This window comes from Micromonospora parathelypteridis (assembly GCF_014201145.1).
In the GTDB taxonomy this organism is placed as follows: domain Bacteria; phylum Actinomycetota; class Actinomycetes; order Mycobacteriales; family Micromonosporaceae; genus Micromonospora; species Micromonospora parathelypteridis.
In genome coordinates, this window is the sequence record NZ_JACHDP010000001.1 from 753,552 (window position 1) to 769,990 (window position 16,439).

Annotated in this window: 1 protein-coding gene and 1 pseudogene; both read right to left on the bottom strand. The window is 69.3% G+C overall.

The genetic code is table 11. From position 1 onward, the window contains the following. Nucleotides 1-82 precede the first annotated feature (82 nt). A pseudogene (locus HNR20_RS03145) lies at nucleotides 83-6,298 on the bottom strand (type I polyketide synthase); the annotation flags it as partial. A 20-nt stretch (nucleotides 6,299-6,318) separates the two neighbouring features. Next, nucleotides 6,319-16,419, bottom strand: coding sequence for a type I polyketide synthase (locus HNR20_RS03150; protein WP_184176330.1), 10,101 nt, complete (start codon nucleotides 16,417-16,419; stop codon nucleotides 6,319-6,321). Nucleotides 16,420-16,439 lie beyond the last annotated feature (20 nt).

Genomic DNA, 16,439 nt, shown 5'->3' on the forward strand with positions numbered 1-16,439 from the left:
TGCGGATCACCGGCACCCGCGCCTGGGCCCTTGGATGGAGAAAAGGGTGGACGCGCGTTATGCCGCGTCCACCCCCACCCGTTCAGTGACTCCGCAGACCGCCGAGCCAGTGATGGATCAGCTGGGCGGTCTCGCCCGCGTGGGTCTCCATCATCGTGAAGTGATCACCCGGCGCGTCCAGCACGCTGTGCTCGTGCTGCCAGGTCGAGCGCCAGTCCTGCTCGTCCTGCCAGGACGGCAGGGGTTCGCTGGCGCGCACCAGCAGTACGGGTGTCTCGATGGGCTCCGGCTGCCACTCGCGGAACAGACGGAAGTAACCGGCCATCGCGGTGAGCCGGTTGTCGTCGGGCAGACCGAGGACCGTGGCAGTGCCGTCGTCCTCCCCCGCGGGGCCCGCCGGTCCTTCGATACGGGTGCGGACGCCGGAGAACGCCTTGTCGCCGAGCGGATAGATGTCGATCAGCACGAGTGCCGCCGGTCTGATCCCCCGGCCCTCCAAACGGCTCACCAGGTGGTGGGCCAGCAGGCCGCCGGAGGAGTGCGCCGCCAGGGCGAACTCCCGCCCCTCGGTGTACGCCAGCAACGACTCCGCATGCGCATCGGCGAGCACGTCGAGGTCGGCGGGCAGCAGCTCACCGCGGCCGAATCCCGGGGCCGGCAGGACCGCCACCTCACGCTGGTCGCGCAGGGCGGTGGCGAACCTGGCGTACTCGTGCGGGCCGGACATCGGCAGCACCGAGGGGATACACACCAGGCCGGGACCGGTCTCGCCCTTGGCCAGCCGGACCACGTCGAGCGCGGCACCGGCCTGCTCGGCCCGGGTGAAGGTCGGCCGGAACTGCGACACCGCGGTCAGCAGATGCAGGAACTCCGGCACCTGCCCGGCGCGCCCGGCCTCGCCCAGCATCCGGCCGAGCAGGCCGCCGGCGGCCTCGTCCGGCGCGGACTGCCGCTCGACCGGGCCGGCGTCACCCGGCTGCGGCTCGGCGGCCATCGCGGTGGCCAGGTAGGCGGCGAGCGCCTGCGGAGTGGGGTTCTCGAACGCGACCGTGGCGGGCAGACGCACACCCGTGGCCGCGCCGAGCCGGTTACGCAACTCCAGCGCGGTCAGCGAGTCGAACCCCATCTGCAGGAAGCGGTGGTTGGCGCCGACCGCTTCCGTGTCCGAATAGCCGAGTACGGCGGCGGCCTGCGCACGGACGTGTTCGACCAGGATCGGCGTACGCTCCACCACCGGCATCCCGGCGAGCCGTTCGGCCAACGACTGCTCCTCGACGCGGCCAGCGCCGGGATGGGTCTTCGGCAGTAGGCCGCGCAGCTTCGCCGGCACCCCGCCACCCGCCGCCGGATTGCGCAGCCCCGCAAGGTCCAGGCGCATCGGCAGCAGCAGCGGTCGCTCACAGAGCAGTGCCGCGTCGAACAGCGCGAGGCCTTCGTCGGTGGTGAGCCCGGGGATGCGGGCGGCGGTGCGCGCGCCGGTAGCGGCACCGGCCATGGCGTCGATCGCACCGAGACTGTCGAGCCACAGTCCCCAGGCCAGCGAGGTGGCCGCAAGACCCTGACCGCGGCGGTGCTGGGCCAGGGCGTCCAGGAAGGAGTTCGCCGCCGCGTAGTTCGACTGACCCAGGTTGCCCAGGACCCCCGCCGCCGAGGAGAACAGCACGAACGCGGCCAGATCATGGTCACGGGTGAGTTCGTGCAGATTCAACGCGGCGTCCACCTTGGGCCGCAGCACGCGCTCCAGCCGGGCGGGGGTGAGGCCTTCGACCACGCCGTCGTCGAGAACGCCGGCACTGTGCACGACAGCGGTCAGCGGGTGCTCGGCCGGAATGTCCGCGAGCAGGGCGGCCAGCGCCGCGCGGTCGCTGACGTCGCACGCGGCGAGGGTGACCGTGGCGCCGAGCGCCTCCAACTCGGCCCGAAGCTCGGCCGCGCCCGGTGCGTCTGGTCCCCGCCGGCTCGTCAGCAGCAGGTGCCGGACGCCGTGGCCGGTCACCAAATGCCGGGCGACGAGCGCCCCCAGCGTTCCGCTGCCGCCGGTGATCAGCACCGTGCCGGCCGGGTCGAGCCGGGCCGGGCTGTCGACCCGTACGGTTGCCCGGGCCAGCCGGGGGGCGAGCAGCTTGCCGTCGCGCAGCGCCACCTCGGGCTCGCCTGCCTCGGCCGCCGCCGGCAGGGCCGCCGCCGAAGCCGGGCTCTCGTCCAGGTCGACAAGCGTGAAGCGGTCCGGGCTCTCCGACTGCACCGACCGCAGCAGTCCCCAGATCGGGGAGTACGCGGGGTCGGCTGGAGTCTCGTCCGATCCGGCAGCCACCGCGCCGCGGGTCACGACCACCAGCCGGCTGTCGGCCAGTCGGCGCTCGCCGAGCCAGGCCTGGACCAGGGCCAGCGCCTCCTGCGCGGCCGCGTGCGTACGCTCGGCCGTCAGCTCGGGTGCCGCCCCGCTCGTCCAGGACCCGAGCGGGGCGAACACGACGGCCGGTGGCTGCGACCCGGTGTAGAGGGCGGCGACCAGTGACCGCAGGTCCGGGTAGACCGTCCCGATCTCCGACAGGGTGGTGCCGATGACCGCGCGACTCTCGGCCGCAGGGGTGGCGGGCAGTGGCTGCTGCGGCCAATCGAGCTGGAACAGGGACTGACGATTGCGACCTCCCACGGCACTGAACCGGTCGGCGGAGATCTGCCGCACGATCAGGCCGGCGGCGGACAGGACAGGCTCGCCCGCGTCATCCGCCACGGTCAGCGCCATCGTCCCCTGCTCGGCAGGAGCGAAGCGGACCCGCAGAGCGCTCACGCCGGTGGCATAGCGGGTCACCGTGCGCCAGGAGAACGGCAGCCACAGCCCACCGCCCTCGTTCGCGGGATCGTCGGCGGACTCCGCGGCACCGACCCCTACCGCATGCATCGCCGCGTCCAGCAGGGCCGGATGGATGCCGAAGCTGTCCGCGTCCCCGCGCTGGTCGTCGGGGAGTGCCACGTCCGCGAAGATCTCCTCGCCGCGCCGCCACGCCCTGCGCAGGCCCTGGAACGCCGGGCCGTACCCGATGCCGGCGGCGTGGAACCGGTCGTAGACGCCAGCGACGTCGACGGGTTCGGCGCCCGGCGGTGGCCAGGCACGAAGGTCGAAGGAGGCCGATGGTGCTCCAGCGGCCAGCGTGCCGCTGGCGTGCCGCGTCCACGGCGCGCTCAGGTCCTGATCCTCGGGGCGCGCGTAGATCTCGATCGAGCGCTGTCCGGTGCCGTCGGATTCCGCGACCACCACCTGGAGGGCCAGCCCGCCCTGCTCGGGCAGCACCATCGGCTCCTCGAAGGTGAGCTCGGCGAGATGCGGGCAGCCGGCCAGCGCACCGGCGTGCAGTGCGAGTTCGACGAACGCCGTGCCGGGCAACAACACGGTGTCCAGGGCGGCGTGGTCCGCCAGCCACGGGTGGGTCTTCAGCGACAACCGGCCCGTGAGCAGCAGTCCGTCCGTCTGTGCCGGCTCCACGGCCGCGACGAGCAGCGGGTGGGCGACCGGGACGAGGCCGGCCGACGTGACGTCGCCGGCCTGGACGGCGGGTTCCAACCAGTAGCGGCTGCGTTGGAACGCGTAGGTGGGCAGGTCGACCAGCTCCGTACCGGAAAGGTCGAAGACGGCTCGCCAGTCCAGGGCCGCGCCCCGGGTGTGCGCATCGGCCAGCGCGGCGACGAAGCGAAGCGGGCTCCCGTCGTCGCGGCGCAGCGTGCCCTGCACGGTGGCGTCACTGCGGGCGTCATCGAGGATGCCCTGCACGGGCACCGTGAGGACGGGGTGCGCGCTCATTTCGAGGACAAGGCCGTGGCCGTCGGCCAGCAGCGCCCGGATGGCAAGCTCGAACTCGACGGTCTGGCGCATGTTGCGGTACCAGTACTCCGCGTCCATCTTCACGGTGTCCAGCAGCCCGCCGGTGACGGTCGAGTACAGCGGGATCTCGGCGCTGCGGGGGCGGATCGGCGCGAGGTCGGCCAGAACACGGTCGCGCAGCACCTCGACGCTCGCCGAGTGACCCGCGCCGAGCGCGCCGGGAATCCGGCGAACCCGGATGTTCTCCAGCTCCAACGCCGCAGCGAACTCGTCCATCGCGTCGGACTCGCCGGCCACCACACACGCGCCGGGGCCGTTCACCACCGCGACCGAGAGCCGGTCGCCCCACGCGGTGAGGCGTTCCCGTACCGCCTCGACCGGGGCGAGCACCGAGGCCATCGTTCCAGTACCGATCAGAGTGAGCAGGGCCCGACTGCGCAGCGCGACGATCCGGGCGGCGTCGCGCAACGACAGGGCGCCAGCAACGTACGCGGCCGCGACCTCACCCTGCGAGTGCCCGACCACCGCGGACGGCTGCACGCCGCAGCTGCGCCACAGCTCCGCCAGGGACACCATCGTGGTGAAGAGCATCGGCTGCAACGCGTCGATCTGCTCGACAGTCGGTGCTCCCGGCACGCCCCGCAGCGCGTCCATGACGGACCAGTCGAGGAACTCGCGCAGAGCCGCGTCGCACTGGGCCACCGACTCCGCGAACACGGGTGAGGCGTCGAGCAACCCTGCCGCCATGCCGGCCCACTGCGAGCCCTGTCCGGGGAAGACGAAGGCGGTCCTCATCTCGGGATTGGCTTCGTGCTGCACCAGGTTGTCGGCGGGGCCACCCGCCACAAGCTGCTTCAGGCCGGCGAGGAACGACTCGCGATCGTCTCCGACGACCGCAGCGCGATGGTCGAAAGTCGCCCTCCGGGTCAGCAGGGTGGCCGCGACGGCCGCCGGTTCGAGATCGGGGCGAGCGGCGACGAACTCGTGCAGCCGTTTGGCCTGTCCGCGCAGCGCCTTCTGAGAGCGAGCGGAGAGCACCCACGGCGCAGGTCCGTCCGGCAGAGCCGGATCCGGCTCGCCGGCCTTACGCGGCATCGCCACGGGCTCGGGTGCCTGTTCAAGGAGTACGTGGGCGTTCGTACCGCTGACGCCGAACGAGGAGACCCCGGCGCGGCGCGGCTCGCCGGTCTCCGGCCAGGCCCGCGCCTCGGTGAGCAGGGCGACGCCGCTGCCCTCCCAATCAACCTTCGCAGAGGGTTTCGAGACGTGCAGCGTGGGCGGCAGGATGCCGGCCCGCATCGCCATCACCATCTTGATGATGCCGCCGACCCCCGCCGCGGCCTGGGTGTGACCGACGTTGGACTTGAACGAGCCCAGCCACAGCGGGCGCTGCGCGTCGTTGGCCCGGCCGTAGATCGCGATGACCGACTGCGCCTCGATGGGGTCGCCCAGCGGGGTGCCGGTGCCGTGCGCCTCGACCGCGTCGATCTGCTTCGGGGTCAGCTGGGCGTCGGCGAGGGCGTCCCGGATGACCCGCTGCTGTGACGGCCCGTGCGGAGAGGTGAGCCCGTTGGAGGCACCGTCCTGGTTGACCGCGCTGCCGCGGACGACAGCAAGGATGCGCCGGCCGTTACGGACCGCGTCGGACAGCCGTTCCAGCATCAGCATGCCGGCGCCCTCGGCGAACCCGGCGCCGTCGGCGTCGTCGGAGAACGCCTTGCACCGGCCATCGGCGGCCAGCCCCTGCTGCTTGCTGACCTCGATGAACGTGCCCGGTGCACACATCACCGTGGCCCCTCCGGCGAGCGCCAGGGCGCATTCGCCGCGGCGCAGTGACTGGACCGCCAGATGTAGGGTGACCAGCGAGGACGAGCACGCGGTGTCGACGGTCAGTGCCGGACCGACCAGGCCGAAGGTGTACGCGATCCGACCGGAGGCGACGCTGCCGGAGGTGCCGGTGCTCAGGAAACCGCCGATACCCTCCGGCAGCTGTGGGCCCTGCGCCAGATAGTCGGTGTTGTTCATCAAACCGGCGAAGACGCCCGTCGAGCTGCCACGCAGCCGCGCCGGGTCCAGGCCGGCGTGCTCCATGGCTTCCCAGGACGACTCGAGCAGCAGCCGCTGCTGGGGGTCCATCGCCAGTGCCTCCCACGGTGAGATGCCGAAGAAGGCCGAGTCGAAGTCGCCGGCGCCGTACAGGAAGCCGCCGCTGCCTCCCGGCGCCACGCCGTCATCCGTCTCGGGCAGCTGCCACCCGCGGTCGCCGGGGACCTGTGACACCCCGTCGCGTCCGTCGCGCACCATCTCCCAGAGCGCCTCGGGCGAATCCACGTCGCCGGGGTACCGGCAGCTCATGCCGATGATTGCGATTGGCTCGTGCGCGTCGGCCTCGGTCTTGCGCAGCTGCTCGCGAGTCTGATGGAGATCGGTGGTGAGCTGCTTGAGAAAATGCCGGAGCTTGTCCTCGTTGGACATGTTTGTGTTCTCCTAGCGAGTCAGGAAATGCCGAATTCGCGCCCGATGAACTGGAAGATTTCCTCGTCGGTGGCCTGCTCCAGGTGGTCGGAGACGGTCGTCTCGCCGTCGCCGGCGGGCTCTGCCCGGCCCTGGTCGGCCCATCGCGTGAGCAGCGTCTGCAGCCGTGTGGTGATCCGGGATCGCTGTCCGCTGTCGACGTCCACGGCGTCGAGCAACGCCTCCAACGCGTCGATCTCGGTGTCCACGTCCGGACCGGCCGCGCCGCCGAGCAGGGCAGGTATCAGGTAATCGGCCAGCTCCGTCGGGTTCGGCTGGTCGAACACCAGGGTGGCCGGCAGCCGCAGACCGGTGGACGCGGAGAGCTGATTTCGCAGCTCCACCGCGGTGAGCGAGTCGAAGCCCAACTCCTTGAAGGCGACGGTGGGTCCAACGGCCTCGGGGCCCGCGTACCCGAGCACACCGGCTGCGGCTGTCCGCACCAGACGCAGCATGGTTTCGTGACGCTCCTCCGGCGTCATCGGCGCCAGCCGGCGACTCCAGTCGGCGGCGTCGTTGCCCTGCTGGGCCGTGCGTCGGGTGCGGCCACGGACCAACGAACGGAACAGAGGCGGCACGTCACCACCCGCACGAAGAGCAGGAAGGTCAAGACGCATCGGCACCAAGACCCCGCCCTGCGCCCAGCCCCCATCGAACAGCGCCAACCCCTCAGCCTCGGACAAGCCCGGCACACCATCAACACCCGCACCCATACCGGCCTGATCCCACAAACCCCACGCCAGGGACGTGCCGACCAACCCGGCCGCGTTGCGCTGCCGAATCAACTCATCCAAGAAACTGTTCGCCGCCGCATAACTACCCTGACCGACATTCCCCACCACACCAGCCGCCGACGAAAACGCCACAAACATTTCCAGATCGCGACCGGCCGTCAACTCATGCAAATACCACGCCGCATCAACCTTCGGTCCGAACACCCGATCAACCCGCTCCGGCGACAACGAGCCAACCAACCCGTCATCCAACACACCCGCCGCATGCACCACCCCCACCAAGTCACCGATGCCCCCCACCAACCCCGCGACCGCCGCCCGATCCCCCACATCACACGCAGCCACCCGCACCACCGCACCCAACCCCTCAAGCTCCGCCACCAACCCCAACGCCCCCGCCGCACCAAGACCCCGACGACTCGTCAACACCAAGCTCCGCACCCCATGCCCCACCACCAAATGCCGAGCCAACAACCCACCCAACGCCCCGGTACCACCCGTCACCAACACCGTCCCCGCCGCCGGCACCCCCACCGACACACCACCACCCACCGCCCGCACCAAGCGCCGCGCCTGCCACACCCCCTCCCGCAACCGCAACTCCGGCTCACCCACACCCACCCCACCCGCCACCAACTCATCCGTAACCGGCACATCACCCACGTCCAACAAGACGAACCGACCCGGACTCTCACTCTCAGCCGAACGCACCAACCCAAAGACCGCCCCCGCCACCACATCCATCCCCCGCGCCACCACCACCAACCGACCAGCACCACTCACCGACTGCACCCGACTCAGCACATCCCCCACCACCGCACGCACCTCATCAACCACACCACCCACAACCCGCTCCAACACCACCACCTCAAACACCTCACCCGACACCGGCACCGATATCGGCGCCACATCAACCCAATCAACAGCGAAAAGGTGGTCCGTCCCGGACATCCGTGTCAGGTCGGCCGGACGCAGGGCCAGCGAGGCCACCGACAGCACCGGCGCGCCCGAGGCGTCCACTGCCAGCAGTGAGATTGCGTCGGTTCCGGCCGGGGTGAGCCGGACCCGCAGCACCGACGCGCCGGTGGCATGGAGATTCACTCCACTCCAGACGAACGGCAACCAGGGACCCGCACGATCCGCGTCGACGAATGCGCCGAGGGCAATGGCATGTAGGGCCGCGTCGAACAGCGCGGGGTGCAGGCCGAAGCCGGTCACGGCGGTGCCGTCGGGCAGCTCCACTTCGGCGAAGACCTCGTCGCCGGCACGCCACGCGGCACGAACACCCTGGAACACCGGGCCGTAACCCAGACCAGCATCGCCCAACACGTCATACAGACCGTCGACGTCGAGCGACTCGCCACCGGCCGGCGGCCACACCGTCAGATCAGTCGGGACACCGGTCACCTGCGCCGAGACCGTGCCGTGCGCGTGCCGAGTCCACGAATCGTCACTGTCCGCCGGACGGGAATAGATCGACACCGCGTGCGTGGACTCATCCACGGTCACCCGCAGCACCACCGCGCCCTGCTCCGGCAACACCAACGGCGCCTCGATCGTCAACTCGACAACCGAACCCGCACCAATCTCATCACCCGCATGCACCGCCAACTCAACAAGCGCCGCACCAGGGACCACCACACCGTCACCGACCCGATGCTCCGCCAACCACGGATGCGTCTGCACCGACAACCGACCGGTCAACACAACCGTGTCACTCTCCGGAACCGCAACCACAGCGGTCAACAACGGATGACCAGTCGCGGACTGACCCAAACCCGCGGCATCACCGGTGCCGGCGCCGCTACGCAGCCAGAACTCCTGATGCTCGAAGGCGTACCCGGGCAGGTCGACCAGCCTGCCGCCGCGGCCGACGAACACCCCAGCCCAGTCCAACTCCACACCCACCGCGTGCAGACCACCGAGCGCGGCGGTGAGCGTTTCCGCCTCATCGCGGCCATCTCGCAACGCGGAGACCGCGAACGTGTCGTCCGCCATCGCGGACAGCACACCGTCCGGGCCTAACTCGAGCAGGGCGGTCACCCCCATACCCGCGACCGTGCTCAAACTGTCGGCGAAACGGACCGATTCCCGCACATGCCGCACCCAGTACTCAGGCGTGCCCAGGTCCTCAACCCGACCGGTCACGTTCGACACCACCGGCAGGCGCGCGGACCCGAACGTCAGGCCTTCCAGAACCGTGGTGAACTCGGCCAGCATCGGCTCCATCAGATGCGAGTGGAACGCGTGACTCACCGCCAGGCGGCGCACCCGCACACCCTCAGCCCGCCACCGCCCCACCAGCGCCTCGACTGCTTCCTCGTCGCCGGAGATCACGACTGAGGTGGGGCCGTTCACGGCGGCGATCTGCACCCGTGCGGTATCTGCCCGCAAGGCCGCGGCGACCGTCGCCTCGTCCAGGCCGATCGCCGCCATCGCCCCACCCGCAGGCAGAGCTGCCATCAACCGACCACGCGCCGCGATCAACGTGCACGCATCCGCCAGAGAGAAGACGCCCGCGACATGTGCGGCGACGATCTCCCCGACCGAGTGGCCGAGCAGCACCTGCGGACGCACACCCCATGACTCCGCAAGCCGGAACAACGCCACCTCGACGGCGAACAACGCCGGCTGCGCGTACTCGGTGTTGTTCAACAGGTCGGGGTCGTCGCCGAAGACGACCGATTTGAGGTCACCCGGGAGCAGGTCGCATACCTCGTCGAACGCGGCGGCGAACACTGGGAAGGTGTCATACAGACCTCGACCCATACCGAGGCGCTGACTGCCCTGGCCGGTGAACATCACCCCCAACCGCGCTTCCACCGCCACCCGCGGCGACACCTCAAACGAACCAGCCTTGAGCACCGCACGATGCTCGAAACGAGTCCGACCGGCCAGCGTCCACCCGATGTCGACCGGGGAGATCTCCGGATGCGCCGCGACGAAATCGCTGAGCCGGGCCGCCTGGTCCCGCAGAGCCGCCTCGGACTTCGCCGACAACACCCACGGCACCGGCGCCGAGACTGAAACCTCCCGGGCAACCTCGGCTGGAGGCTCCTCCACGATCACGTGTGCATTCGTGCCACTGATCCCGAACGAGGAGACACCAGCCCGACGCGGACGCTCACCCCGAGGCCACGGCCGCTGCTCGGTCAACAGCGACACCGCTCCCGCGGACCAGTCCACGTGCGGCGACGGTTCGTCGACGTGCAATGTCTTCGGCAGGGACTCGTGCCGGAAAGCCTGAATCATCTTGATGACCCCAGCCACCCCGGCGGCGGCCTGCGTGTGACCGATATTCGACTTGATCGAGCCCAACCACAACGGCTCGGACCGGTCCTGCCCGTACGTGGCGAGCAGCGCCTGCGCCTCGATTGGATCACCCAGCCGGGTGCCGGTGCCGTGCGCCTCGACCACGTCGACGTCGGCCGGGGACAGCCCTGCATTCGCCAGGGCCTGCCGGATGACGCGCTGCTGTGACGGGCCGTTCGGCGCGGTCAAACCATTCGACGCACCGTCCTGATTCACCGCCGAACCCCGCACCACCGCCAGGACACGGTGACCGTTGCGCTGCGCGTCGGAGAGTCGCTCCAGCACCAGCATGCCGACACCCTCGGACCAGCCGGTGCCGTCCGCCGCACCCGCGAACGCCTTACACCGACCGTTACGCGCCAACCCCTGCTGCTGCGCGAAACTCGCGAACGTGTCCGGCGTCGGCATCACCGTGACACCACCCGCCAACGCCAGATCACACTCACCCCGACCCAACGACTGCGCCGCCAAATGCAACGTCACCAACGACGACGAACACGCCGTATCAACCGTGACCGCCGGACCCTCGAACCCGAACATGTACGACACCCGGCCGGAGACGACGCTGCTGGAGCTGCCGGTGCCCAGGAACGCCTCCACGCCGTCCGGTACGTCGATCACCCGGGCGCCGTAGTTGTGGTACATCACCCCAGCGAAGACACCGGTCTGACTGCCGCGTACCGAAACGGGGTTGATCCCGGCGGACTCGAACGCCTCCCACGAGGACTCCAACAGCAACCGCTGCTGCGGATCCATGGCCAACGCCTCACGCGGGGAAATCCCGAAGAACCCCGGATCGAAGCCCGCCGCGTCGTACAGGAAACCACCAGCCATCTCATAGACCGTGGTGTCCAACAGATCCGCTACATCCCAGCCTCGGTCGTCGGGGAACGCGCCGATGCCATCCCCACCAGTGGCAACCAGCTCCCAGAGTTGTTCCGGTGAGGCGGCTCCACCCGGGTAGCGGCAGGCCATGCCCACCACCACGATCGGATCCTCGGCCCGGGGCTGCACGATGCCAGTCGCGACCGGGGTGGTGGCACCTACCACCAGGCCGAGGATGAACTCCGCGGCCACAGTGGCGGTCGGGTAGTCGAAGACGAGCGTTGCCGGCAGTCGGAGGCCGGTCTTCGCCGCGAGCTGGTTGCGCAGCTCGATCGCGGTGAGGGAGTCGAAGCCCAGTTCCTTGAAGGCGGCTGTCGGACCGACAGCCTCTGAGCCGTCGTGCCCGAGTACACCGGCCGCAGCCGTCCGTACCAGATTCAGTACGGCTTCGAGCCGCTCTTCGGCGGCCAGGGCGCCGATTTGGTCACTCCAGCCGGAAGCGGAGCTGCTGCGTTGAGCCGTCCGGCGGGACTTCCGGACAAGGGATCGAAGGATCGGCGGCACGTCGTCGCTCTTACGGAGAGCGGGAAGGTCAAGACGCATCGGAACGAGAACCCCACCATGCGCCCAGCCCGCATCGAACAGGGCCAACCCCTCAGCCGCAGACAAGCCCGCCACACCATCAACGCCCGCGCCCATGCCGTCGGCCTGCTCCCACAGGCCCCACGCCAGGGACGTACCGACCAACCCGACCGCGTTGCGCTGCCGGATCAACTCGTCGAGGAAACTGTTCGCCGCCGCGTAGTTACCCTGCCCACCGCCACCCAGCACACCCGCCGCCGACGAGAACACCACGAACATGTCCAGGTCTCGACCCACAGTCAGGTCATGCAAGTAATACGCCGCATCGACCTTCGGCCCGAACACCACATCCAACCGCTCCGACGACAACGACGTAACCAACCCATCGTCAAGAACACCCGCGGTATGCACCACCCCACGCAGATCCGCGATCCCCCCAACAAGCCCAGCAACCGCCTCACGATCAGACACATCACACGCAACCACCCGCACCACAGCACCCAACGCCGACAACTCCGCGACCAGCCCCACAGCCCCCGGAGCATCCAGGCCACGACGACTGGTCAGCACCAAACTCCGCAGGCCGTGCTCCACCACCAGATGCCGCGCCAACAACGCACCCAACGCACCCGTACCACCGGTGATCAACACCGTGCCGTCGGCCGACACCGAAACCGGCGACGCCACCACACGGACCAGACGCGGAGCCAACCAACGCCCATCCCGAAGAACAAGCTCCGGCTCACCGCTACCCAACGCCACACCCAGCAACTCAGACGTCACCGGCGTGGCACCCAGGTCGAGCAAAACGAAACGCCCCGGATTCTCCGTCTGCGCCGAACGAACCAAACCCTGCACCGCAGCGTCCACCGGCCCAGAACCAGCCGTCACAAACACCAACAACGACTCGCCGAACCGATCCTCACCAACCCACCGCTGCACCAACGCCAACGCCGCCGCCACAGCCTCATGAGCCGAACGCACCACCCCAACAGCAGAATCAACCAACGACGGAACGACCACCACCGCCGGAACCCGACCATCGAAATCATCGTCGGTCGTCGTCCAATCCCCATCCCAGATACTCGCAGTGGCGACCTCGGCCCACTCCAGGCCGAACATCGCATCCTGGACCGTGGAGAGCCGCGCCGACTCCAGAGGACGCAGCACCAACGACTCAACGGAGAGGACCGGGGCGCCAGCAGTGTCGGTGATTGCCAGCGAGACCGCGTCGGTTCCGGCCTGGGCGAGCCGGACCCGCACCGTCGAGGCACCGGTGGCGTGGAGGCTAACTCCACTCCAGTTGAACGGCAGCATTGGACCGGTGGCCGTCGCCTCGACGAGATCGCCGAGGGCGATGGCGTGCAGCGCCGCGTCGAACAGCGCGGGGTGCAGGCCGAAGCCGGTCACCGCCGTGCCGTCCGGCAACTCCACTTCGGCGAAGACCTCGTCACCGGCACGCCACGCCGCACGAACACCCTGGAACACCGGGCCGTAACCCAGACCAGCATCAGCCAACACGTCATACAGACCATCGACGTCGAGTTGCTCCGCACCGGCGGGTGGCCACACCGCCAGATCCACGGCGAGGGCAGGCAGGTCCGTACCCAACGTGCCGTGCGCGTGCCGAGTCCACGAATCGTCGCCGTCCGCCGGACGGGAATAGATCGACACCGCATGCGTGGACCCATCCACGGTCACCCGCAGCACCACCGCACCCTGCTCCGGCAACACCAACGGCGCCTCGATCGTCAACTCGACAACCGAACCCGCACCAATCTCATCACCCGCATGCACCGCCAACTCAACAAGCGCCGCACCAGGGACCACCACACCGTCACCGACCCGATGCTCCGCCAACCACGGATGCGTCTGCACCGACAACCGACCGGTCAACACGACCGTGTCGCTGTCGGGAACCGTGACGACAGCGGTCAGCAACGGATGACCAGTCGCGGACTGACCCAGACCCGCGGCATCACCAGTGCCGGCGCTGCTACGCAGCCAGAACTCCTGATGCTCGAACGCATAGGTCGGCAGATCGACCAGCTTCGCCCCACGGCCGGCGAACACACCAGCCCAGTCCAACTCCACCCCCACCGCGTGCAGACGACCCAACGCGGCAGTGAACGACTCCGCCTCATCACGGCCGTCCCGCAACGCCGAGACCGCGACCGTGTCATCCGCCATCGCCGACAACACACCGTCCGGACCCAACTCCAACAGCGCGGTCACACCCATACCCGCAACCGTGCTCAAACTGTCCGCGAAACGGACCGCCTCCCGCACGTGCCGCACCCAGTACTCAACCGAACCGCAGTCCGAAACCTCACCCGTCAGGTTCGACACCACCGGCAACTGGGCGGACCCGAACGTCAGTCCCTCCAGCACCGTGGTGAACTCGGCCAGCATCGGCTCCATCAAATGCGAGTGGAACGCGTGACTCACCGCCAAGCGGCGCACCCGCACACCCTCAGCACGCCACCGCCCCACCAGCGCCTCAACAGCTTCCTCGTCGCCGGAGATCACGACCGAGGTGGGGCCGTTCACGGCAGCGATCTGCACCCGCTCACCCAAGGCCGCATCTGCCCGCAAGGCCGCGGCAACCGTGGCCTCGTCCAGGCCGATCGCCGCCATAGCCCCACCCGCAGGCAGAGCTGCCATCAACCGACCACGCGCCGCGATCAACGTGCACGCATCCGACAGAGAGAACACACCCGCGACATGCGCGGCGACGATCTCCCCCACCGAATGGCCGAGCAGCACCTGCGGGCGCACACCCCACGACTCCGCAAGCCGGAACAACGCCACCTCGACGGCGAACAACGCCGGCTGCGCGTACTCCGTGTTGTTCAACAGGTCGGCGTCATCCCCGAACACCACCGACTTCACATCACCCGGGAGCAGGTCGCACACCTCGTCGAACGCTGCCGCGAACACCGGGAAGGTGTCATACAAACCCCGACCCATACCCAAACGCTGACTGCCCTGACCGGTGAACATCACCCCCAACCGCGCCTCCACCGCCACCCGCGGCGACACATCGAACGAACCAGCGTTGAGCACCGCACGATGCTCGAAACGAGCCCGACCCGCCAACGTCCACCCGATATCGACCGGCGAGATCTCCGGATGCGCGGCAACGAAATCACTGAGCCGAGTTGCCTGATCCCGCAGAGCCGCCTCGGACCTCGCCGACAACACCCACGGCACAGGCGCCGACACCAAAGACTCCGAGGCAACCTCGGCTGGAGGCTCCTCCAGAATCACGTGCGCGTTCGTCCCACTGATACCGAACGACGACACACCAGCCCGACGTACACGCTCACCCCGAGGCCACGGCCGCGACTCGGTCAGCAGCGACACCGCACCAGACGACCAGTCCACATGCGGCGACGGCTCATCCACATGCAGGGTCTTCGGCAGGGACTCGTGCCGGAAAGCCTGGATCATCTTGATGATCCCCGCGACACCCGCAGCCGCCTGGGTGTGACCAATATTGGATTTGATCGAACCCAACCACAACGGCTCCGACCGGTCCTGCCCATACGTCGCCAACAACGCCTGCGCCTCGATCGGATCACCCAACCGGGTCCCGGTGCCGTGCGCCTCCACCGCATCCACATCCGCCGCCGACAAGCGGGCATTCGCCAAAGCCTGCCGAATCACCCGCTGCTGCGACGGACCATTCGGCGCGGTCAGGCCACTGCTGGCGCCGTCCTGGTTGACCGCCGACCCGCGCACGATGGCCAGGATGCGGCGTCCGTTGCGCTGCGCGTCGGAGAGCCGCTCCAGCACCAGCATGCCCACGCCCTCGGAGAACCCGGTGCCGTCCGCGGCACCGGCGAACGCCTTGCACCGGCCGTCCGCCGCGAGGCCACGCTGACGGGAGAACTCCAGGTAGGTACCGGGGGTGGCCATCACCGTCGCGCCACCGGCGAGGGCGAGCGTGCAGTCCCCGCTGCGCAGGGCCTGCGCCGCCAGGTGCATGGTGACCAGCGACGACGAGCAGGCCGTGTCGACCGTGACCGCCGGCCCCTCCAGTCCGAAGGTGTACGCCACGCGTCCGGAGGCCACGCTCCCGGAGCTGCCGGTGCCAAGGAAACCCTCGATGCCCTCGGGAACGGCGTCCAGCGACGGTGTGTAGTCGGTGTTGTTCATCAGCCCCGCGAACACACCGGTCCGGCTGCCGCCGACTCGGTGCGGGTCGATTCCAGCCGACTCGAACGCCTCCCACGACGCCTCCAGCAGCAGCCGCTGCTGCGGATCCATGGCCAGCGCCTCCCGCGGCGAGATCCGGAAGAAGCCCGGGTCGAAGTCGCCGGCACCCTGCAGGAATCCCCCCTGCACGTTGTAGACGGTGCCGGCCCGGTCGGGGTCCGGGTCGTACAGGTCGTCGAGGTCCCAGCCGCGATCGGCGGGAAAGTCGCCGATCCCGTCGCCGCCGGTGGCGACCAGTTGCCACAGCCCGTCCGGCGAGGTGACTCCGCCGGGGTAGCGGCAGCTCATGCCGATGACGGCAATCGGTTCCGCGTCCTTCTCCTCGGCCTCGCGCAGGCGGCGCTTGGTCTCGCGCAGGTCCGCGGTCGCGCGCTTCAGGTAATCGACGAGCTTGTCTTCATTCGCCATGTCGGCCACTCCTGGTGGGT